This is a genomic window from Pseudogulbenkiania sp. MAI-1 (assembly GCF_000527175.1).
In the GTDB taxonomy this organism is placed as follows: domain Bacteria; phylum Pseudomonadota; class Gammaproteobacteria; order Burkholderiales; family Chromobacteriaceae; genus Pseudogulbenkiania.
On the sequence record NZ_AZUR01000001.1, the window covers coordinates 4,305,849 to 4,326,665 of the forward strand.

General features: G+C 70.4%; 15 protein-coding genes. 4 read left to right on the plus strand and 11 right to left on the minus strand.

Annotation, left to right across the window (positions count from 1 at the left end):
• Positions 1-120: 120 nt before the first annotated feature.
• Both PSEMAI1_RS0120235 and PSEMAI1_RS0120240 read right to left on the minus strand, forming a co-directional pair.
• Positions 121-1,221: an NAD(P)/FAD-dependent oxidoreductase gene (locus tag PSEMAI1_RS0120235; RefSeq protein ID WP_029770866.1), complete on the minus strand. Its 1,101-nt coding sequence runs from the start codon at positions 1,219-1,221 to the stop codon at positions 121-123.
• A gap of 11 nt (positions 1,222-1,232) precedes the next feature.
• Positions 1,233-2,666, minus strand: a complete 1,434-nt coding sequence (locus PSEMAI1_RS0120240; protein ID WP_024304622.1) for a PLP-dependent aminotransferase family protein — start codon at positions 2,664-2,666, stop codon at positions 1,233-1,235.
• A gap of 189 nt (positions 2,667-2,855) precedes the next feature.
• Here PSEMAI1_RS0120240 and PSEMAI1_RS0120245 point away from each other — a divergent pair, with 189 nt between their 5' ends.
• The 3 genes from PSEMAI1_RS0120245 (at position 2,856) to PSEMAI1_RS0120255 (ending at position 7,584) form a co-directional block, all read left to right on the plus strand.
• Positions 2,856-4,040 (plus strand): benzoate/H(+) symporter BenE family transporter, encoded by a 1,185-nt coding sequence (locus tag PSEMAI1_RS0120245; RefSeq protein ID WP_024304623.1) that lies wholly within the window; start codon positions 2,856-2,858, stop codon positions 4,038-4,040.
• Positions 4,041-4,490: 450 nt separating this feature from the next.
• Positions 4,491-6,095: a methyl-accepting chemotaxis protein gene (locus PSEMAI1_RS0120250; RefSeq protein WP_024304624.1), complete on the plus strand. Its 1,605-nt coding sequence runs from the start codon at positions 4,491-4,493 to the stop codon at positions 6,093-6,095.
• A gap of 100 nt (positions 6,096-6,195) precedes the next feature.
• Positions 6,196-7,584, plus strand: coding sequence for an aminopeptidase P family protein (locus tag PSEMAI1_RS0120255; RefSeq protein ID WP_024304625.1), 1,389 nt, complete (start codon positions 6,196-6,198; stop codon positions 7,582-7,584).
• Between the two features lie 99 nt (positions 7,585-7,683).
• On the opposite strand, the gene PSEMAI1_RS0120260 is transcribed toward PSEMAI1_RS0120255, so the two are convergent.
• Positions 7,684-8,094, minus strand: coding sequence for a hypothetical protein (locus tag PSEMAI1_RS0120260; protein ID WP_024304626.1), 411 nt, complete (start codon positions 8,092-8,094; stop codon positions 7,684-7,686).
• Between the two features lie 182 nt (positions 8,095-8,276).
• A complete protein-coding gene (gene yiaY, locus PSEMAI1_RS0120265; RefSeq protein WP_024304627.1) occupies positions 8,277-9,425 on the minus strand; it encodes an L-threonine dehydrogenase in 1,149 nt (382 codons plus the stop codon).
• Between the two features lie 309 nt (positions 9,426-9,734).
• Between yiaY and PSEMAI1_RS0120270 the strand changes: the two genes are divergently transcribed.
• Positions 9,735-11,615 carry a sigma-54-dependent Fis family transcriptional regulator gene (locus tag PSEMAI1_RS0120270; RefSeq protein ID WP_024304628.1) on the plus strand — a complete coding sequence of 627 codons (1,881 nt, stop codon included), beginning with the start codon at positions 9,735-9,737 and terminating at the stop codon, positions 11,613-11,615.
• A gap of 29 nt (positions 11,616-11,644) precedes the next feature.
• Here the strand turns inward: PSEMAI1_RS0120270 and PSEMAI1_RS0120275 are convergent, their stop codons facing one another.
• The 7 genes from PSEMAI1_RS0120275 to PSEMAI1_RS0120305 form a co-directional block, all read right to left on the minus strand.
• Positions 11,645-13,744, minus strand: a complete 2,100-nt coding sequence (locus tag PSEMAI1_RS0120275) for a mechanosensitive ion channel family protein (protein WP_024304629.1) — start codon at positions 13,742-13,744, stop codon at positions 11,645-11,647.
• Positions 13,745-13,787: 43 nt separating this feature from the next.
• Complete coding sequence (locus tag PSEMAI1_RS0120280; protein ID WP_024304630.1) at positions 13,788-14,582, minus strand: polysaccharide deacetylase family protein; 795 nt, start codon at positions 14,580-14,582, stop codon at positions 13,788-13,790.
• Entirely contained in the window at positions 14,572-15,717 is a 1,146-nt protein-coding gene (locus PSEMAI1_RS0120285) for a glycosyltransferase family protein (RefSeq protein WP_024304631.1), read from the minus strand. Before PSEMAI1_RS0120285 ends, PSEMAI1_RS0120280 begins: the two co-directional genes overlap by 11 nt.
• Positions 15,714-16,892: a glycosyltransferase family protein gene (locus PSEMAI1_RS0120290; RefSeq protein WP_024304632.1), complete on the minus strand. Its 1,179-nt coding sequence runs from the start codon at positions 16,890-16,892 to the stop codon at positions 15,714-15,716. Before PSEMAI1_RS0120290 ends, PSEMAI1_RS0120285 begins: the two co-directional genes overlap by 4 nt.
• On the minus strand, positions 16,864-18,075 hold the full coding sequence (locus PSEMAI1_RS0120295; protein WP_024304633.1) for a glycosyltransferase family 4 protein: 1,212 nt from the start codon (positions 18,073-18,075) through the stop codon (positions 16,864-16,866). The genes PSEMAI1_RS0120290 and PSEMAI1_RS0120295 overlap by 29 nt, the downstream gene beginning before the upstream one ends.
• Entirely contained in the window at positions 18,045-19,325 is a 1,281-nt protein-coding gene (locus tag PSEMAI1_RS0120300) for a glycosyltransferase family 4 protein (protein ID WP_024304634.1), read from the minus strand. Before PSEMAI1_RS0120300 ends, PSEMAI1_RS0120295 begins: the two co-directional genes overlap by 31 nt.
• 117 nt (positions 19,326-19,442) lie before the next feature.
• Complete coding sequence (locus tag PSEMAI1_RS0120305) at positions 19,443-20,813, minus strand: NAD(P)(+) transhydrogenase (Re/Si-specific) subunit beta (protein ID WP_024304635.1); 1,371 nt, start codon at positions 20,811-20,813, stop codon at positions 19,443-19,445.
• Positions 20,814-20,817 lie beyond the last annotated feature (4 nt).

Consider the following 20,817-nt stretch of genomic DNA (forward strand, 5'->3'; position numbering starts at 1 on the left):
CTAACGAAGCGGTTTTTTGTGTCCGCAGCGCGGATGATGGTTAGGGCGGTGCTGAAAAGCTCGTGCCTAGGTTCTTAGCAGAAAGCGCGGCACTATGTGTTTCAATTGTTACAAGGCGCGTCAGGCCAGCCGCCGCGCCACCTCGTCGGCCAGCGCGAGGCAGCTGGTCAGGCCCGGCGATTCGATGCCGTAGAGGTTGATCAGCCCGGCGACACCATGCTCGCGCTCGTCCTGGATCAGGAAATCGGCATCCGGCTCGCCCGGCCCGGCGAGCTTGGGGCGGATGCCGGCGTAGCCCGGTTGTAGCGCGTCGTCTGGCAGCCCCGGCCACCATGGCCGCACCGCGGCGGCGAAGCGGGCGCCGCGTGCCGGATCGACGCTGTAGTCCACCGTGTCGATCCATTCCACGTCCGGGCCGAAGCGCGCCTGGCCGGCGAGGTCCAGCGTCAGGTGGGTGCCGAGCCCGCCCGCCACCGGCAGCGGGTAGATCAGGTGCGAGAACGGCGCGCGGCCGCTCAGCGTGAAGTAGACGCCGCGCGCGTAGCGCACCGTCGGGATGGTGGCCGGCGGCACGCCCTCGATGGCGGCGGCGACGCGGTGCGCCCACAGTCCGGCGGCGTTGACCACGCTGCGCGCCTTGATCGGATACGGCTCGTCGCCGCCGATCTCGAGCACGATGCCGTCGGATTCGACCCGCCCGCCGACGATGGGCGAGGCCGGCGCCAGCAGCGCTCCGGCGGCTTCGGCGTCGCCCAGCAGCGCCAGCATCAGCGCGTGGCTGTCGACGATGCCGGTGGAGGGCGACAATAGCGCGGCGTGGCCGGCGAGTTCCGGTTCCAGCGCGGCGAGCTCGGCCCGGTCCAGCCAGCGCAGGTCGGTCACGCCGTTGGCGGCGGCACGCTCGGCAAGCTGTGCCAGGCGCGCCATGTCATCCGGCTGGGTGGCGACGATCAGCTTGCCCAGGCGGCGGTGCGGCACACCGTGTTCGGCGCAGTAGCGGTACAAGGCCTCGCGCCCGGCCAGGCACAGCCGGGCCTTGAGCGAGCCCGTGGGGTAATACAGCCCGGCGTGGATCACCTCGCTGTTGCGGCTGGAGGTGTGCAGGCCGAAGCCGGCCTCGGCCTCGGCGACAATGACCTCGCGTCCCTGCAAGGCCAGAGCGCGCGCCACCGCCAGGCCGATGACGCCGGCGCCGATGACCAGGGTGTCGATGCGGTCCATGTTCCTCCCCCTCAGTCCTGTCCCGCCAGTTGCGCCGTCGCCAGCCGCCCGAGCAGGGCGATGCCGGCGGCCACCTCGTCCGACCAGGGGTGGCCGAAGTTGAGGCGCAGGCAGTGGCTGAAGCGCGGTTCGGCCGAGAACAGCAGGCCGGGCGCGAAGCTGATCGACTGCGCCAGCGCCGTTTCCAGCAGTTTCGCCGTGTCCACCCCGTCCGGACATTCCACCCACAGCAGCAGGCCGCCCTGCGGCCGGCGTACGCGCGTGCCGAGCGGAAAGGCCGCCAGCACCGCGTCGGCGGTGATCTGCATCTGCTGCGCCAGTTGCTGGCGCAGGCGCTGGCTGATGCGCGCGTAGTCGCCGCCGGCCAGCATGTCGGCCAATACCACCTGCAGCAGCGAGGAGCTGACCAGCGAGCTGCTTTCGCGCAGCCGCGCCAGCGCCGCCTGGTGGCGTCCGCCGGCCAGCCAGCCCAGGCGGAACGAGGGCGCGAAGCTCTTGGTGAACGAGGCGCAGTAGATGACGTCGCCGTCGCGGTCCCAGGCCTTGATCGGGGTGGGGCGCCGGTTGCCGAAGTAGAGGTCGCCGAACACGTCGTCCTCGATGATCGTCACGCCGTGTTTGCGGGCGAGTTGCAGCAGGCGCTTCTTGTTGTCGTCCGGCATCAGCGCCCCGGTGGGGTTCTGGAAATGCGGCACGGTGACCAGGCATTTCACCGCCGGGCCGTGGCGCAGCGCGAACTCCAGCGCCTCCAGCGACAGCCCGGCGTCCGGCGTGCAGGGGATTTCCAGCGCCTTGAGGCCGAGGCTTTCCAGCGTCTGCAGCAGGCCGAAGTAGACCGGGGTCTCCACCGCCACGGTGTCGCCGGGGCGGGTGAGCAGGCGCAGCGCCAGGCTGATCGCCTCGGTGATGCCCTGGGTCATCAGGATGTCGTCGGGGCCCAACTCGAGCTCGGCCCCGGCCGCGAGGCGGGCGATTTCGCGCTTGAGCCGGGTCTGCTCCGACTCGGCGAGATAGGCGCCGATCAACTCCGGCTGGCGCACCAGCGTGTGCTGCAGCCGGCGCGCCAGTTCGGCGGTCGGGTAGAGGCTGGTGGCGGCCTCGGCCATGTGCAGCTGCAGCGCGAGGCGCGAGCCGGATAGCTTCAGCAGCTGGGAGACGCGGCCATTGACCTGGACCAGCGCCGCCGGGGCGGGCAGCGGCGGGTGCTGCTCCGGTATGGCCGAACGCCCCGGCAGCGCGGCGTAGAAGCCGGCGCGCGGGCGCGCCACCACGCGCTGGCGCTGTTCCAGCAGGCGGTAGGCGGCCAGCGCGGTCAGCGTGTTGACGCCGTAGTGCTCGGCCAGGCGGCGCACCGCCGGCAGCCGGCTGCCGGGGGCGAACTCGCCGGCGTCGAGACGGCCTTGCAGCTCGGCGGCGATGCGCTGGTAGTGCGGGGTGTCGCTCATGGTGTTGTTATATAGAACAGATCGCTCCCAGCCTAAGCTGTTTGGCGCCGTGTGTGAAGGCGGTGGGGCGCGGCGGGACTACGCTCGGGTCATCTAATGACACAAGAGCTGTTAACAAACCCAGCGCAGCGGTCTTGGCTAGGCGTGCGGCTGCAGAGGGTTTTGTTAGCGGCTCCAAGGAGCAGAACCATGACGCTTTCCCCCTGGCGCGATCTCTCGCCTTCGGCCGTCCTCGCCGCGGTACTTGCACTGCTGGTGGGGTATTCCGGCCCTTTTCTCATCATCGTGCACGCCGCGCAGTCGGCGGGCCTGAGCGCCGCCCAGCTCGGCTCCTGGGTGTGGGCGGTGTCGATCGGTTCCGGCGTGGCCGGCTTGTGGCTGTCGCTGCGCTGGAAGGCGCCGGTGATCACCGCCTGGTCGACACCGGGCGCGGCGCTGCTGCTGGCAGCCTTGCCCGGCGTGCCGTACGCCGAGGCGGTGGGCGCCTTCCTGGCGGCGGCGCTCATCGTCACCGTGATCGGCGCTTCCGGGCTGTTCGACAAGATCATGCAGGTGTTTCCGCCGGCGCTGGCGGCGGCGCTGCTCGCCGGCATCCTGTTCCGCTTCGTCGCCGAGCTGGCCGGGGCGGCCAGCCACGACGCGGCGCTGGTGTTGCCGATGGCGGCGACGTTCTTCCTCGGCCGGCGGCTGTTCCCACGCTACGCCTTGCCGGTCGCGCTGGCGCTGGGTCTGGCCATTGCCGGCACGCAGGGCCTGTTCGGCACGCTGCCGGCGTGGCAGGGCGGGGCCGGGCCGCAGTTCACCCTGCCGGCATGGTCGTGGACGGCCTTCGTCAACCTCGCCATTCCGCTCGCGCTGGTGGCGCTGACCGGGCAGTTCCTGCCGGGCATGGCGGTGCTGGCCTCGTCCGGCTACCGCATCCCGGCGCGCTCGCCGGTCACGTCGCTCGGCCTGATGTCGATCGTCACCGCGCCGCTGGGCGGCCACGGCGTGGTGCTGGCGGCCATCACTGCGGCAATCTGCACCGGCCCGGAGGCGCATCCGGACCCGGCGCGGCGCTACATGGCCGGCGTGGTGTGCGGCGTGCTCTACATCCTGCTGGGCTTGGCCGGCGGCGCGCTGGCGGCGGCGATCCTGACCCTGCCCAAGGCGCTGGTGGCCTCTGCGGCCGGGCTCGCGCTGTTCGGCACGCTGGCCTCCTCGCTCGCCACCGCGTTGGGGGACGAGCGCCAGCGCGAGGCGGCGCTGATCACCTTCGTGGTGGCGGCCTCCGGCGTGACCATCGCCGGGCTCGGCGCGCCGCTGTGGGCGCTGCTGGCCGGCGTCGCGGTCAGCGGGCTGCAGCAGCAGCGCTGGCGCCTGGCCCGCGCCTGACGGCTATGGTTTTTGCATGGCTTCCGTGTGAATCGGGATAAATGAGCGGCAATTACGTCTTTATCTTATAGATAGCAAGTTATATGCCGAAGATATTTATTTAAAATAAGAACCCAGGATTTTGATTATGGCATTCCCGCGAAGTTATTGATGCGCACGAGAAAAAATCAAGCATCAATAGGGCCGAACAATTTCTGTTAATAAACGACATTTAAATTCTGTTGCGAACGACAGTTTTTTGAATTGGCCGCCGCCATGCGAAGAGCGCCATCGAGGGATGTTGCTGTTTTGCATCAGGCCGCCTGCATTGAAAGCCTTGCGGATCAATGCTCATTTGGCGCGCTCTGCACAACAGTAAAGCGTGCCAATTATTTTTGGCTTCTAATCGGCATTAATTCTTTCCGATATGATAAAAGTGGCTGCTGAAATACCGGAAGAATGGAGATGCCGATGAGAATCACAACGCGTTTGATACTGGCGTTCCTGGCCGTGGTGGTGCTGGTGATCGCGCTGGGTGGGCTTGGCCTGTGGCAACTGCGTCAGGCACAGGTCCGTTTCGAGTATTTCTCCGCCAACATCATCCCCAGCATCAAGGTGCTGGTCGATGCCAAGGACGCCACCGCCAGCACCCGGGTGGCGGTGTGGAAGCACATCGCGACGATGGATCTGGCGAAGAAGACCGAGTACGAGAGCCAGGTGCAGCAGGGCTTTGCCACCATGGACAAGCAGTTGGCGGTCTACGAGCCGCTGATCAGCGATGACGAGGACCGGGCGCTGCTGGCCGCCGACAAGGCGGCGTATGCGGCCTACAAGCAAGAAGTGGCCGACACCTTGGCCGCCTCGCGCAACGGCGACTTCGACGGCTCCGTCGCCGCCGCCAGCCGCGGCAAGGGGGGTGTGCTGGCCCAGGCCTGGACCACGCATATTGCCTACAATGGCCAGCTTTCGGACAAACTGGGCCAGGACAACGGCCGCGCCTATCAGCAGGCGTTCTGGTTGGCCGCCGGCCTGATGGCGCTCACCGTCGTGCTGGCCGTGGTGGGCGGCGGGCTGTTATGCCGCAACATCAAGCGGGGCCTGGACGATCTGGTGCATACCATGGAGGCTATCAGCAGCCAGCTCGATTTCACCCAGCGCGCGCCGGCCGGCAGCAAGGACGAGATCGGCCAGACCGCACAGGCCTTCAACCAACTGCTGGAACGGCTGCAGTCCAGCCTGCGCTCGCTGCAGCAAGGTATCGTCGCGGTGGCGGAATCGTCGCAGCAACTGCAGGCGGCGTCGCGCCAGGTGGCGGACAGCTCGGACAGCCAGAGCGCCGCGTCGGCGCAGATGGCCGCCGCGGTGGAACAGATGACGGTCAGCATCAACCACGTCGCCACCCGCGCCGGCGAGGCGCAGCAACTGGCGGGCGAGGGCGCACAGCAGGCCGGCAATGGGCAGCAGGTGATTGGCCGCAGCGTGGCCGACATCCAGGCCATCGCCGCCACCGTGAGCGGCGCCTCGGAGGACATCGTCCAGCTCGACGCGCGCAGCAAGGACATCGCCTCGGTGGTGGGGGTGATCCGCGACGTGGCCGAGCAGACCAATTTGCTGGCGCTCAACGCGGCGATCGAAGCGGCGCGCGCCGGCGAGTCGGGGCGGGGCTTTGCCGTGGTGGCCGACGAAGTACGCAAGCTGGCCGAGCGCACGGCCGCCTCCACCCAGGAGATCGGCACCATCATCGCCGCGATCCAACAGGTTTCCGGCAACGTGGTGGGACGCATGCAGCAGACAGTGCAGCAGGTGGAGCAGGGCCAGGAAGGCGTGCAATCGGCGCAGCAGAGCATGGGCAGCCTGCATGAGGGTGCCAGCCAGAGCGCGCGGCTGGTGGCGGAGATTTCCGACGCCATCCGCGAACAGGGCACGGCCACCAACAGCATCGCCCAGCAGGTCGAAATGGTGGCGCAAGGCGCGGAGGAGAACAGCAGCGCCGCCAGCCAGGCCGCCGCGCTGGCCGCAAGGCTGGAAGAGGTGGCGGCCAGCATGCGGCAGGAGGTCAGCGCCTACCGCGTGTGAGGGCGCCGGTGCTGGCGGGACGGCGATGCGGCGTGTACAGTTGTGCGACTGTATACAATCCAGTCGCCTTCCGTTTCGTCACCCACAAGGTACCGACTCCATGTTTTCTGCCGACATCTACCAGCAGCGTCGCGCCCGCCTGCAGGCGGCCGACCTGTCCGGCCTGTTGCTGTTCCCGGGCAACGCCGACGCGCCGATGAACTACCGCGACAACATCTACCCCTTCGTGCAGGACAGTTCCTTCCGCTACTTCTTCGGCCTGAACGAGCCGGGACTGGCCGGCGTGATCGACGCCGACAGCGGCGAGGTCACGCTGTTCGGCCGCGAGCCCGAGGTCGCCGACGTGGTGTGGACCGGGCCGCAGCCGTCGCTGGCCGAACGCGCCGCGTTGGCCGGCGTGAACCGAAGCCGCCCCTATGCCGAGCTGGCCGCCGTGCTGCGCGCGGCACGCGACAACGGCCGTACCGTCCATTATCTGGCGCCGTATCGCGGCGAGGCGCTGATCGAGCTGGGGCGGCTCCTGGCGCTGCACCCGGACGAGCTCGGCGCCGGCGTCTCGGCCGCGCTGACCCGCGCCGTGGTGGCGCTGCGCGAGATCAAGGGCGCCGAGGAGATCGCCGAGATGGAGCGCGCGCTTACGGTGACGCGCGCCATGCACCTGGCGGCGATGCGGGAGGCCAGGCCGGGCGTGGCCGAGCGCGCGGTGGTGGGCGAGATGGAAGGCATCGTGCGCGGCCACGACTGGCAGCTCGCCTACCCCAGCATCTTCTCGCGCCGCGGCGAGGTGCTGCACAACCACCACCACGACCAGCTGCTGCAGGCCGGCGACCTGGTGGTCAACGACAGCGGCGCGGCGAGCGACAGCGGCTACGCCAGCGACATCACCCGCACGCTGCCGGTGGGTGGGCGCTTCACGCCGCGCCAGCGCGAGCTGTACGACACGGTGCTGGCGATGCAGCTGGCCGCCCTCGACGCGATCCGCCCGGGCGTGCCCTATCTCGACGTGCACAAGCTGGCGGCGCGGGTGATGGTGGAGCGGATGACGGCGCTGGGCTTCTTCCAGGGCGACGCCGACGCCATCGTCGACTCCGGCGCCTACGCCATCGCCTTCCCGCACGGGCTCGGTCACCAGATCGGCCTGGACGTGCACGACATGGAGGGCCTGGGCGAGGATCTGGTGGGCTACGGCGACGAGGCCGAGCGCAGCCCGCTGTTCGGTCTGGGCTACCTGCGCCTGGCCAAGCCGCTCAAGGCCGGCATGGCGATCACCGTCGAGCCGGGCATCTACTTCATCCCGGCGCTGATCGACGCCTGGCAGGCCGAGGGCCGCCACAGCCAGTACATCCGCTACGAGACCTTCCGCCAGTACCGCGACTTTGGCGGCATCCGCATCGAGGACGACGTGCTGGTGACCGAACAGGGCTGCCGCGTGCTGGGCGCGCCGATCCCGAAGACGGCGGAGGAGGTGGAGGCGGCGATGGCGGATTGAGCCGCCACACCGCACCCGCTGACGAAAGCACGGCCGAAGACCCCGACAGGGGCTTCGGCCGATTTTTTTATCTCGACTGAGCGCGCGGGCGGCGCCGTCTCAGAGAAAGCGCACCGGCTCGCCCTGATGGTCGAACGCCAGGTAGCGCGACACGTCGCCGCCGGTCTGAATGGTCTGGATCATGCGCTTGAGCGGCTCTTCGGCGTCGTCGCTGCTCGGGGCCTTGCCGCCGCTGCCGCCGATGGCGGCGACGAACATGAGCTGCCAGCGCTCGCCGGTACGTGCCGATTCCGCCGCCAGGGCGGTGAAACTGGTCAGTTCCTCAGGCGTCTTGTCGACGCACAGCACCGGCTGCAGGATGCCGCCCTGGCCGGCGTGGAAGCGCTCGGCCTCCTGTGGCTGATGGTCGTCGTGCAGCACCGCGCGTGCGAAGACGAACAGCAGGCGTTGCGGGTCGGGCTGCGCGCGTGCGGCGGCGAGCAGCGAGTCGAAATCGGTGATCTGGGTCATGGTGGGTGCTTCCATACGGGCAGGGGGGGAAGCTGCAGTGTAGCGTGGCGGTGGGGGATGCTTCGATACGCCCGACGACGGGGAGGGGCTAGGCCGAACGGCGGAGGTGGCGAAAAAAGGGCCGCCAGATCGGCGGCCCAACACGTGCACACAAAGGATGGAGAGTGCAGTCTTAGAGAGGATTACAGCGCGGCGCGGAAGATCGCCTCGATCTCCTGCTGGCTGGCCGGGCGCGGGTTGGTCAGGCCGCAGGCGTCCTTCAGGGCATTGGCGGCCAGCACCGGGATATCCTCGGCGCGCGCGCCCAGGGCGGTTAGCCCGGCCGGAATGCCGACGTCGGCCGACAACTGGCGGATCGCCGCCAGGCACGCCTCGGCGGCCGCGGCCTCGTCCAGGCCGTCGGTCTGCACACCCATGGCCCGCGCCACGTCGCCCAGGCGGCCCGGACAGACGCTGGCGTTGAAGGCTTCCACGTGCGGTAGCAGCACCGCGTTGCAGACACCGTGCGGCAGGTCGTAGAAGCCGCCCAGCTGGTGCGCCATGGCGTGCACGTAGCCGAGCGAGGCGTTGTTGAACGCCATGCCGGCGAGGAACTGGGCGTAGGCCATCTGCTCGCGGGCGTGCAGGTCCTGGCCGTCGCTCACCGCGCGGCGCAGGTGGGCGGCGATTAGCGACACCGCCTGCAGCGCGCAGGCGTCGGTGATCGGGGTGGCGGCGGTGGAGACGTAGGCCTCCACCGCGTGGGTCAGCGCGTCCATGCCGGTGGCGGCGGTCAGCGCCGGCGGCTTGCCGACCATCAGCGTCGGATCGTTGACCGACAGGATGGGCGTGACGTTGCGGTCGACGATGGCCATCTTCACGTGGCGGGCCTCGTCGGTGATGATGCAAAAGCGCGTCATCTCGCTGGCGGTGCCGGCGGTGGTGTTGATGGCGATCAGCGGCAGCTGCGGCTTGGCCGACTTGTCGACGCCCTCGTAATCGGCGATGCGCCCGCCATTGGCGGCGACCAGCGCGATGCCCTTGGCGCAGTCGTGCGGCGAGCCGCCGCCCAGCGAGATGACGCAGTCGCATTGCTTGTCGCGCAGCAGCGCCAGGCCGTTCTCGACGTTGCCGATGGTGGGGTTGGGCTGGGCGCCGTCGAAGATGGTGGCCTGGATGTCCTGTTCGGCCAGCAGCGCGGCTACTTTGGCGGCCACCCCGGCGCGATGGAGCCCGGCATCGGTGACGATCAGCGCGTGGCGGAAGCCGTAGCCGCGGATGGCGCGCATGGCATCGGCGAGGCTGCCCTCGCCCATCATGTTGACCGGCGGAATGAAGAAAGTCGTCGTCATGGTGTCGTGCATCTCCGGAAAAGTCAGCAGTGGCCGGCGCGAGGGTTCGGTTGCCCCGCGCCGGGCGGGTATCCCTGCTTGCCCCGCACAGACCGTGCCAGCGCCGATCGTTGCTGCGGTGCAGCAACGTGGCGGGCGGCGCCGGCCCGCCATTCGCGGCGGTCCTTTTTGCCCTGCAGCAGAAAAGCTTGATCCAATCGTTATGTTTCGCGGGCGGCGGCGGCCATAATCGGGGGCATTCAGCGATCGATTCGTGTCGCGCCGTGCGACACCGTCGCGCGACACCCGAGACACTTGCGGGACCCTGCCATGAAGCCATCTTCCCCCCTGCCGTTGAGCGAAGCGCGGCGCCGCTTTTTCGACGGCCTGCCCTTGCCGGACCATGCCGTGCCGGCGTCCATCCTGCACTCGTGGCGGCGCTGCCTCGGCCTCGGCCTGACCGCCTCGCGTCCGATGTACGGCGAGCGGCTGGATGAAGTGCAGCTGCGCTTGCGCTGCCAGCAGAACGCCGACTGGCTGGCCGTGGCGCGGCCGCAGGTGGAGACGCTGTTCGACAGCGTGGTCGACGACGGCCACGTGGTGATCGTGGCCGACCGCGACGGCGTGATCCTCAACGAGATCGGCCACACGCCTTTCCTCGACCGCGCCGAACGGCTGGCGCTGACGCCGGGGGTGGGCTGGAGCGAGGCGCTGCGCGGCACCAACGCCATCGGTACCGCGCTGGCCCAGGCCGAGACGGTGCTGGTGCGCGGCAGCGAGCACTTCCTGGAGCGCCTGCGCCCGTTGTCCTGCGTGGCCAGCCCCATCCTCGATCCCTTCGGCCAGGCGCTGGGCGTGCTCGACGTCTCCGGTCCGCCGCGCCGGCTCGGCCGTCCACATGGCCTGCGCCTCGCGGCGGCGGTGCGGCAGATCGAGCTCGCGCTGTTCGAGCGGCACTGCGGCCACGCCCGGGTGTTGCAGCTGGCCGACGACGCCGCGCTGCTCGGCACGGTGCGCGCGGCGCGGCTGGCGTTCGACGACGGCGAGCGCCTGCTGGCGGCCAACCGCCAGGCCTTGTCGGCGCTCGGCCTTTCCTGGGACGACCTGGGCCGCCGCCGTTTCGTCGAGCTGTTCGGCGAAACGCTGGAGCACTGGCAGCACCGCCACGGCCGCGGCATCGCCAGCGTGGCATGCGGCCAGCGCCTGCTGTCGGCGCGCGTCGACGAACCGGAAACTACCTTGCCCGCCACGCCGGTCGATGCCAAACCGCGCCCGTCCCGCAGCGCGCGGCCGGTGCCGACGGTGCCCCCGGCCGACGACGCCGGGCTGCCGCCGGCGCTGCTGTCGCAGGCGCTGAAGCTGCTGGAAGCGGACATCCCCGTGCTGGTGCTGGGCGAGACCGGTACCGGCAAGGACCGCTTCGCCCAGGCCCTGCACGCCGCCAGCTCACGCCGCGGCGGGCCGTTCGTGGCGATCAACTGCGCCGCCATTCCCGACGGGCTGGTGGAAGCGGAACTGTTCGGCTACGAAGAAGGGGCCTACACCGGCGCGCGCCGCCATGGCAGCCGTGGACGCCTGCGCGAGGCGCAGGGCGGGGTGCTGTTCCTCGACGAGATCGGCGACATGCCGCTGCCCTTGCAGGCGCGGTTGCTGCGCGTGCTGCAGGAGCGGGTGGTGACGCCGCTGGGCGGCGGCCGGCCGCAGCCGGTGGACGTGCGGCTGGTCTGCGCCACCCACCGCGACCTCAAGCGCGCGGTGGCGGAGGGGGCCTTCCGTGCCGACCTGTATTACCGGCTGTGCCACTACCCCTTGCGCCTGCCGTCGCTGCGCCAGCGTGGCGACGTGGCGCTGATCGCCCAGCAACTGCTCGACCGCCGCGGCGGCGCGCGGCGCGGCATCACGCTGGCACCGGAACTGGCGCAGGCCCTGCGGCGCTACGCCTGGCCGGGCAACGTGCGCGAGCTGGACAACCTGCTGCAGACGCTGCTCGCGCTCAACGACGACGGCACCCAGCTGACGCTGGCCCACCTGCCGGAGACCTTGCGTGGGGAGATGGGCGGGGAGGGGAGCGGGATGGTGGCGGACGATCACGGCGACGCCCTCGCCCGCCAGATGCTGCAGCGCTGTGGCGGCAACGCCAGTGCCGCGGCGCGCGCGCTGGGCATCAGCCGCAGCACGCTGTACCGGCGCCTGGGGCGCGGCATGCGCTAGGGCGCTCCGCGCCGCCGCTCAGCAAGCGATCACGAGCTATCGTCGTCGTCGATGCGCGCCTGCCGCTCCAGCTCGGCGGCCAGGATCGCCCCGGCGCTGGCGCCGGCCAGCGCCGCCAGGCGCTGGCTGTCCTCTTCCGTCAGCCCGTGGGTGTCGTCGTAGGCGACGGCCGGTGCCGGCTGGGCCGGCAGGATGGGCCGCACCGGGGGCGGCGTCTGTTGCCCCGGCAGGATCACGTGCACCGCGCGGTGGGCGAAGAAGATGCCGCGCGCCTCCAGCGCCTCCTTGACGCGGCGGTAGGCCTCGCGCCGGATCACCCACTGCTCGCCGGGCCGGGTGGTGAACTTCATGCGCACGATCAGCGCCGATTCCTCGATGCGCATCACCCCCTGCGACTTCAAGGGCAGGATGAAGTGCGGTCCCAGCTCGGGATCGGCCAGCATCTCCTCGCCGACGTTCTTGATCACCTTGCGCACCGTCTCCAGGTCGACGTCGTAGGGCAGGCGGATCTCCAGCTTCATCGTCGCCCAGTCGCGGCTCAGGTTGCGCACCGTGCTGATCGAGCTGTAGGGGATGGTCTGCAGCGCGCCCAGGTGGTGGCGCAACTGCATCGAGCGGATCGACAGCCGCTCGACGGTGCCGCGCAAGTCGCCGGCCTCGATGTACTCGCCGCGGCGGAAGGCATCGTCGAGCAGGAAGAAGATGCCGGAGATGACGTCCTGCACCAGCTTCTGCGCGCCCAGCCCGATGGCGATGCCGACCACGCCGGCGCCGGCCAAGAGCGGCCCGATCTCCACCCCGAGCGCGTGCAGCAGGCTCAAGGTCAGGATCATCAACAGCAGGAAGAACAGCAGGGTGCGCAGCGGCGGCAGCAAGGTCTCGGTACGGCTGCCGGCGGCGCCGCCCTCGCCCTCGTCGGCCAGCGTGCCGCGTTCCTCCTGCTCCGGCGGCGGCAGCTGGCGCTCGATCTGCGACAGCAGCACCTCCCACACCACGTAGGCGATCAGCACGATCGCCATGCTGTCGAGCAGCGACTTGAGCAGCCGGCGGGTGCCGCTGTCGCCGCCCATGGCCATGGCGTCGTAGCCCAGCACGTCCGCCACGGTCAGCACGGCGATGGTGATCAGGATCAGCCGCAGGCCGCCCTGCAGGATGCGGCGGAAGCGGCGCGAGCGCTGGGCGAAGGTATGGCTCTGCAGCCAGGGCAGCTGGCACAGCTTGTACAGCGCGGCGGCGAACAGCCGGTCGATGATGGGAAACAGCAGCGTGATCCACCACGGCCAGGCCATCCGGGCGGCGTGCTGCAGGTTGCCGACGATCAGGCTGTAGCTCCACAGCGCCCAGATCGACAGCAGCCACACCGTCACCAGCATCGGCCACGACTGCGCCAGGATTAGCGCCAGGCCGTGCTCCGCGGCGCCGTTGTCGCGGCTCTTGAACAACTGCTCGATGGTGCTCCGCTGGGTCCAGACGAAACCCAGCGCGAACAGGTTGAGCACGAGCCCGGTGAGCACCTTGATCAGCCGTACCAGCTCGCCGTCCATGCCGAGCCAGGCCAGGAAATCGGTACCCTGGAAGCCGACGACGAACAGCAGGGTGAAGCTCATCACACCGCGGTGGAAGCTCATCGCCTGCTCGCAGGCGATCGGCAGCGGACGGATGCCCTTGGAGGTGGGGGCGAACACCGCCTGCGACAGCACGTTGACGGCGCGGAAGGTGACGATCGCCAGCAGCAGGCTGAACAGGATCTTCGGCCGCACGTCGACGGTGTTGCTGGTCAACAGCAGCATGCCCTGGGCGGTGACCATGAAGATACCCACGCACAGCAGCCGGAACAGCGTGCGCAGCAGCTGGTAGCCGATGCGGCTGCCCAGCCCGCTCGCCTCCTCGCGGCCGATGGCGTTGGCTAGCGCGCGGAAGCGCCGCCCGGCCAGGTATTCGGCCAGCGTCGCCGTCGCCACCACCAGCCCGGCGAGGGCGAGGAAGCGGTCCCAGCCGGCGGCGGTGACGTCGCGGTCGATCTGGCGCACGATCGTCAGCAGTTCGTCGGGGGCGCGGCCGAGAACCTGCTGGATGATCCACAGCACGTCGGCGATCTGGTTGGTACTGTTGAAGAGTTCGTTCAGCATGGCGGCGCTCCTTCTGCCGCATTAGGGCGTGTTCCCCGTCGTTTCATCGCCGTGGATGGGAAACCCCCCTCGTGCTCCACAGCGTCTCCGGTTCGAGCCAGATGGCGGCCGGATGTTCCGCCAGCACGGCCAACAGGCGCGCGCAGCCGTCCCACAGCGCGGCGTCGTGCACCAGGTGGTGGCTCATCAGGCCGGTCGGCTCGGCGGGGTCGGCCCCGCCCTGGCCCTCACCCTGCCGACGTGCCGCCAGATGGCGCGCCAGTGCCGCCGCCACCGCGGCGTCGCCGGCGTACTGGCGGCGATGCCAGTCGATCAGGTCGGCGTGCACGTTGACCACGGTCAGGCCGGGCACGGGCTCGCGCGGGCCGAGCGTCGACAGCCCGACGAGCCCGGCCTCGGGCAGGCGCGTCGTCCAGCCGGCGTGGATGCGGTTCCACGGCGGCACCAGCACCGGGCGGAAGCGCGGGCCGAAGGCCGCCGCCAGGCGTTCCCGTCCGGCTTGCAGCGCCGCGCGCAGCGGCTCCCACTGCCAGGTAGCGCTCAGCTCGCACTGGCGCTCGCCCGGCGCGGCGTGGTCTTGGTGGGCGATGCCGTGCTGCAGCACGCCGATCGCGGCCCGGTCCTCCAGCGCGGCAGGCAGCGACTCCTCCAGCCGGGCCGGAATCACCGCCAGCCACAGCGGCGCGCCGTGGGCATCGGCCAGCGCGAGCAGGCGCTGCAGCGCGGCACTGTCCGCTACCGCGTCGTCGTCGCGCCACCAGAACGTGGCTGGGCGGCCCGCCTCCTGCCAGCGGTCGAGTTCGCGGCGCAATGGGGCGAAGGCGTCGTCAGTCGCCATGGCCGGCCTCTTCGGCCCAGCGCCGCAGCAGCCGCGCGCTCTGTTCGGCACCGTCCATCCTGAGCGGCACCCTGGTTGGCGGCAGCGCCAGCGCGGCATCGACGGCGGCCGCCAGCGTCGCCGGCGTCAGCGCGTTCTCGCCCAGCACCACGGCGCGCCCGTGCGCGGCCAGCGCCTCGGCGCGCCGCCGCTGCTCGGTCTGGTTGTCGCCCTCGAATGGCACCAACACGGCCGGACAGCCGGCGGCCAGCACGTCGAGCACGGTGTTGTAGCCAGCCTGCGAGATCGACAGCGCAGCCACCGCCAGGCGCGGCGCGAAGTCGGCACGCAGGTCCTCGACGATCACGCCGTCCGGCGCCTCGCGCTCCAGCGTACGGCGCAGCGTCGGCTCCAGCCGCGGGCCGCACAGCAGGCGCCAGCGCGCCGTGGCGAGCCGGCTCAACGGTCGGGCCGCCAGCGCGCAGCGCAGCAGTTCGGCGCCGACCGCGCCGCCGCCGGCCGAGACCAGCACCTCGCCGGCCGCGTCCGGGTCGTCCGACGACGTCACCGCCGCGCCGACGTAGCCGGTGTGGTGCACGCGCTCGGCCGGCAACAGTTCGACCGGGAAGGAGCGCGACAGCGGCAGGAACGCGGCGTCGCCGTGCACCAGCAACTGGTCGAAGTCGCGCCGGAACAGCGCCGCGCTCTCGGCCTGGCGCTCGGTCGGGCGCGCCTGCAGCACGTCGCGCACCGAGGCGACGATGAGCGGGCGCGGGGTCATAGCGCGTGCGGCCTCGATCAGCGGCTGCAGCTCGAAACGCAGCCGGCGCCTCCCGAACGGGTAGCTCTCGATCAGCAGCAGCGCCGGGTGCACGCGTTCGAGCGCGGCCAGTACTCGCTCGCGCCGTTCCGCCTCGAGCGCGGCGTCGAGCGGCCGTCCCGCCGCGTCGACCAGCGTGCTGAAACGGGCGTCGGCGCTGGTCAGCGGCGGCAGTGCGATCAGCGTGGCGGCGCCGAAGTCGACCAGCGGGCTCTCCTCGCCGCCCAGCAGCACGTGCACCTCGAGGCCGCTGTCCTGCATCGCCCGGGCCAGGCGCGCGGCGCGCTGCAGGTGGCCGATGCCGAGCAGGCTCTGCACGTAGAACAGCACCCTCACGACGCATTCTCCCGCACGATGGCGCCGACCCGATTGCCGATGGTCCTGAGTCCGCACAGCATGTTGCGGCGCGCCGCGGCGGACGGCGGCGGCTGCTGCGGCAGGCGTTGCAGCGCGGCCACCATCGGCGCGGTGTCGGCCAGCTGCGCCGGGTCCAGCATCGTCGTCAGCCCCAGCGCCGCCGCCTTGCGCGCGCGGATCAGCTGCTCCATGCGCGGCTCGGTGCGCGGCACCAGCAAGGCCGGCTTGTCGAACGACAGGATCTCGCAGAAGGTGTTGTAGCCGCCCATCGCCACCACCGCGCTGGCGTGGTTCATCAGCGACTCGAACTGGGTGTCGAAGGTGGCGACGCGCACGTTGGGAAGCGGGGCGGCGCGCAGCCGGAATGCCTCCTGCTCGTGCGTCGACATGAAGGGGCCCAGCATGATCAGCGCCGGCCACGGCAGCTCGGCGCCGCTCTCGTAGGCGCGCAGCACCCAGTCCACCATCTCGGCGCCGTCGCCGCCGCCGCCCGGCGTCACCAAGAGGTAGGACTCGGGCAGCTCCTCCAGCAGGCCCGAGCTTTCGTGCTCCGGCAGGTGGCGCGGCAGGTAGCCGGTGTAGAGCATCTTGTCGTGGATGGTGGCGCTCACCGGCAGGCCGGTCAGCGGGTCGCCCATGTTGCGGCTGCCGTACACCCAGATCTCGTCGTACAGGTTCTCCAGCGCCGGCAGCGCGTTCTTGGCCTGCCACTCGCGCGACAGCCGGTCGGCGTCGTCCATCACGTCGCGCAGGCCGAGGATGGTGCGGGTGCGCTTGGTGGCGAGCATGTCCAGCGTGCTGGCCACCTCGCCCTTCAGCCCGAGCGGCTCCTTGTCGACGATGAACAGGTCCGGCTCGAAGATGCGCGCGGTGTGCAGGATGATCGACTCGCGCAGCGCCAGCGTCTCCTTCAGGCTGATGTGCAGCTTGAGCGGGGTGTACTCGCCGTTGTAGAGCTTGATCACGCCGGGGATGCGCACGAAGTCGACACGCGCCTTGAAGTTGAAGTGGCCGGCGATCGGCGAGCCGGTCAGGATCAGCACCGACAGCGACTTGTAGCGCTCGACCAGGGCGTGCGCGATGGCGCGGCACCGGCGCAGGTGACCTAGTCCGAACGAGTCGTGGCTATAGATCAGGATGCGGCTTTTCTTCATCGCGGGATACCTTGGCAGCAGCCGGGACGGCTTCTTCCGGTATAGCCGATGACAACGGGGACGGCGCCGGCCAGTACGCGCGCAGCAGCGCGGCGGCGTGCGCCAGCGAATGCCGCTCACGCACGTAGCGCGGCCCGGCCTCGGCCATGGCGCGGCGTACCGCCCAGTCGTCGAGCAGCGTCGCCACCGCGGCGGTGAAGCGCTCGATGTTGCAGTCGTGCACCAGCCGACCGCTCGCGGCATCGACGATGCCGGCCACGCCGGCGCCGTAACCGGCCACCACCGGGCAGCCGGCGGCCTGCGCCTCCAACAGCGCCATGCCGAAGGCCTCGTTCACCGCCGGCCACACGCACAGCTGCGAGGCCGCCAGCCACGGTGCCGCCGCCGGCGGGTCGAGCGCCCCCAGCCGCACCACGCCGGGCAGGTCGGCGATCAGCGCGTCCAGCTCCGCCGACGCCGCGCCGTCGCCGACGATCAGCCAGTGCAGCCGGCGTCCCTCCGCCAGCAGCCGGCGGTAGCACGCCGCCAGCAGCCGGTACGAGGCCATCTTGTCGCCCGGACGCACCATCGCCACGCTGATCAGCCAGGGCCGGGCCGGGTCGAGCCCGGCCTCGCGCGCGAGCTCCCCGCGCGGGCGGCGCCGCGCCAGCACGGCGGGGTCGACGAAGGGCGGCAGCCGGCGCAGCACCCTGGTCGGCTCGGCCAGTACCGTGGCCAAGCCCGGCTCGTCGCGCGGGTTGACGATGAAGATGCGCGCCGCCTGGCGGATCGCCGCCACGCAGTCGGACAAGTTGTCCTCCCACGGCCCCGACTCCTGGCGCGGCGCGTGCGAGGCCTCGCACAGCAGGTAGGGAATGCCGAGCGCGGCGCTCACCGCCGGGCCAATCCAGTCCGGCGCCTTGTGGTAGAGATGGTAGGTGAACCAGGCTTGCGGCCGCTCCTCCGGCGGACGGGCGCGGTAGGCGGCGATCAGCGCTGCGGCGCGGCGCAGCGCGCGCGCCTTGAGCCGCTGCTGCTGGCGCGGGTCGCCGACACCGTCGTAGCTGCGCAGGGTGGAGGCCAGCTCCACCCGCCAGCCGGCCAGCCGCAGCCCGCGCAGCAACAGCCGCGCCAGCGTGCGGTCGCCGGATGGCACCGGATGGCGCGGCGATTTCAGCGGAGCGTAGAAGGCGAGACGGGACATGGCGGTTCCGTGGCAGGGCGGGAGGCGTCGAAACAGGCCAGCAGCCGCTCGATGCCGCGTTCCATGGCGAAGTCGGCGCGCACCCGGGCGGCGCCGGCCTCGGCCAGGCGCTGCCGCTCGCGCGGGTCGGCGATCAGCCGCGCCAGCGCGGCGGCGAGCGCCGCGACGTCGCCGGCCTCGACCAGCACGCCGCTGGTGCCGTCGACGATCAGCTCGGGAATGCCCGACAGCCGCGTCGACAGGCAGCACACGCCCTGGCTCTGCGCCTCCAGCAGCACGTTGGGCAGGCCGTCGCGGTCGCCGCCGTCCACCACCTTGCACGGCAGCACGAACAGATCGGCTTCGCGGTAGGCCGCCAACACCTCCTGCTGCGGCAGGGCGCCGCGCCAGCGGATGCGCCCGGTGAGCCCGAGCCGTTCGGCTTGGTGCTGCAGCTCAGGCAGCAGCGGGCCGCCACCGATGTGGGTCAGGCGCCAGCAGAGGCCGGCCGGCAGCGTCGCCAGTGCGGCGAGCAGGTCGTCGTAGCCCTTCTTGGCCACGGCGCGGCCCACCGACAGCAGCTCGACCGGGCGCGCCGGGTCGCTGCCGTCACGCGCCGCCGGGGGAGGGGGCGGCGGCGGGAAGCGCGCGAAGCTGATGCCGTGGTAGACCAGATGCACCTTGCCGCGCCCCTCTGGAAAGGCGCTCAAGTAGTTGTGGTTGGCGCGGGTGCAGGTGGCGAGCCACTGCATGTCGGCCAGCTTGGCGCGGATTTCCCACTCCGGCTGGGTCCACACATCCTTGGCGTGCGCCGACGCCGCCCACGGCAGGCCGGTCAGGTGCGCGGCGTAGCGCGTCACCGAACCGGGGGTGTGGATGAAGTGCACGTAGAGCTGCTCGATCTCGGGCGGGCACTCCGCCGCCAGCACCAGCGCCTGGCCGAGGCGGCGCACCCGGTTGCGCGTGAAGTCGCGCACCAGGTCGGCGAGGAACAGCCGCAGCGTCGCCCACAGCACCGCCGGCCGGCGCAAGGCGAGCACGGCGGCGCGCAGCACGCGCCACGGTTCCTGGTGCAGGTACTCCGGCAGGTAGATCACGCGGGCGCGGATCTCGCCGTGCACCGGATGGCGCTCCAGCTCGGTGGGGTGGCGCAGGGAAAACAGCGTCAGCGTGAAGCCGCGTGCCTCCAACTCGCGCAGCTCCTGTGCGATGAAGGTTTCGGAAAGGCGCGGGTAGCCTTTCAGGACGACGCCGAGATGGCGGGTTGGCATGGCAAGATCGGTTCCCTGCGAGCAACGGACTCTTCTCCAGTATCGGCCAAGCGGCGCAAAAAAACCGCCCGGCCGTTGCCGGCCGGGCGGTTGATGTCAGTGCCTGTTTCTGGCGGGCTAGTGGGCCACGCTCTTCACCAGGTCTTCCACCACCTTCTTGGCATCGCCGAACACCATCATGGTCTTGTCCATGTAGAACAGCTCGTTGTCGAGACCCGCGTAGCCGGCGTTCATCGAGCGCTTCACCACCACCACGGTGCGCGCCTTGTGCGCCTCCAGGATCGGCATGCCGTAGATCGGGCTCGCCTTGTCCTTCTGCGCCGCCGGGTTCACCACGTCGTTGGCGCCGATCACCAGCACCACGTCGGTGTTGGCGAAGTCGGAGTTGATCTCCTCCATCTCCTGCACCTGCTCGTACGGCACCTCGGCTTCCGCCAGCAGCACGTTCATGTGCCCCGGCATGCGGCCCGCCACCGGGTGGATGGCGTAGCGCACCTTCACCCCGGCCTCGGTCAGCAGCTCGGCGAACTCCTGCAAGGCGTGCTGCGCGCGCGACACCGCCAGGCCGTAGCCCGGCACGATGATCACCGAGTCGGCGTTGCTCATCAGGAAGCCGGCGTCCTCGGCCGAGCCCGACTTGTAGCTCTTCGGACCGGACGCGCCCGCCGCCGCCGCGGCCGGCTCGGCGCCGAAGCCGCCCAAGAGCACGCTGACGATCGAGCGGTTCATCGCCTTGCACATGATGTAGGACAGGATGGCCCCGGACGAACCGACGCAGGCGCCGGCGATGATCAGCACCGGGTTGTTCAGCGTGAAGCCGATGCCGGCCGCCGCCCAGCCCGAGTACGAGTTCAGCATCGACACCACCACCGGCATGTCGGCGCCGCCGATCGGGATGATCAGCGTCACGCCCAGCACCAGCGCCACCGCCACCATCGCCAGGAAGGCGGCATGGCTGTCGCTGACGAAGTACACCAGGCCGAAGCCCAGCATGGTCAGCGCCAGGACCAGGTTCAGCAGGTGCTGGCCGTTGAAGCTCACCGCCTTCGAGCCGAACTTGCCCGACAACTTGCCGAACGCCACCACCGAGGCGGTGAATGTGATCGCGCCGATGAAGGCGCCGATGAACAGCTCCACCTTCTGCACCGGGGTATGCTCCACCCCGTCGTGGAAGATCGCCGCCACCGCGATCAGCACGGCGGAGAGGCCCACCAGCGAGTGCATCGCCGCCACCAGCTCCGGCATGCCGGTCATCTGCACGGTCTTGGCGCGCCACGCCCCGATCACCGCACCGCCGGCGATGGCCGCGCCGATCAGCGCCATCACCGGCTTGTCCATGATCAGGAAGGTGGTCACCACGGCGATCGCCATGCCCACCATGCCGTACAGGTTGCCGCGCAGGGCGGACACCGGACTCGACAGCCCCTTCAACGCGAGGATGAACAACACCGCCGCGATCAGGTAAAGAATTGCAGAGATATTTTCCATGGCT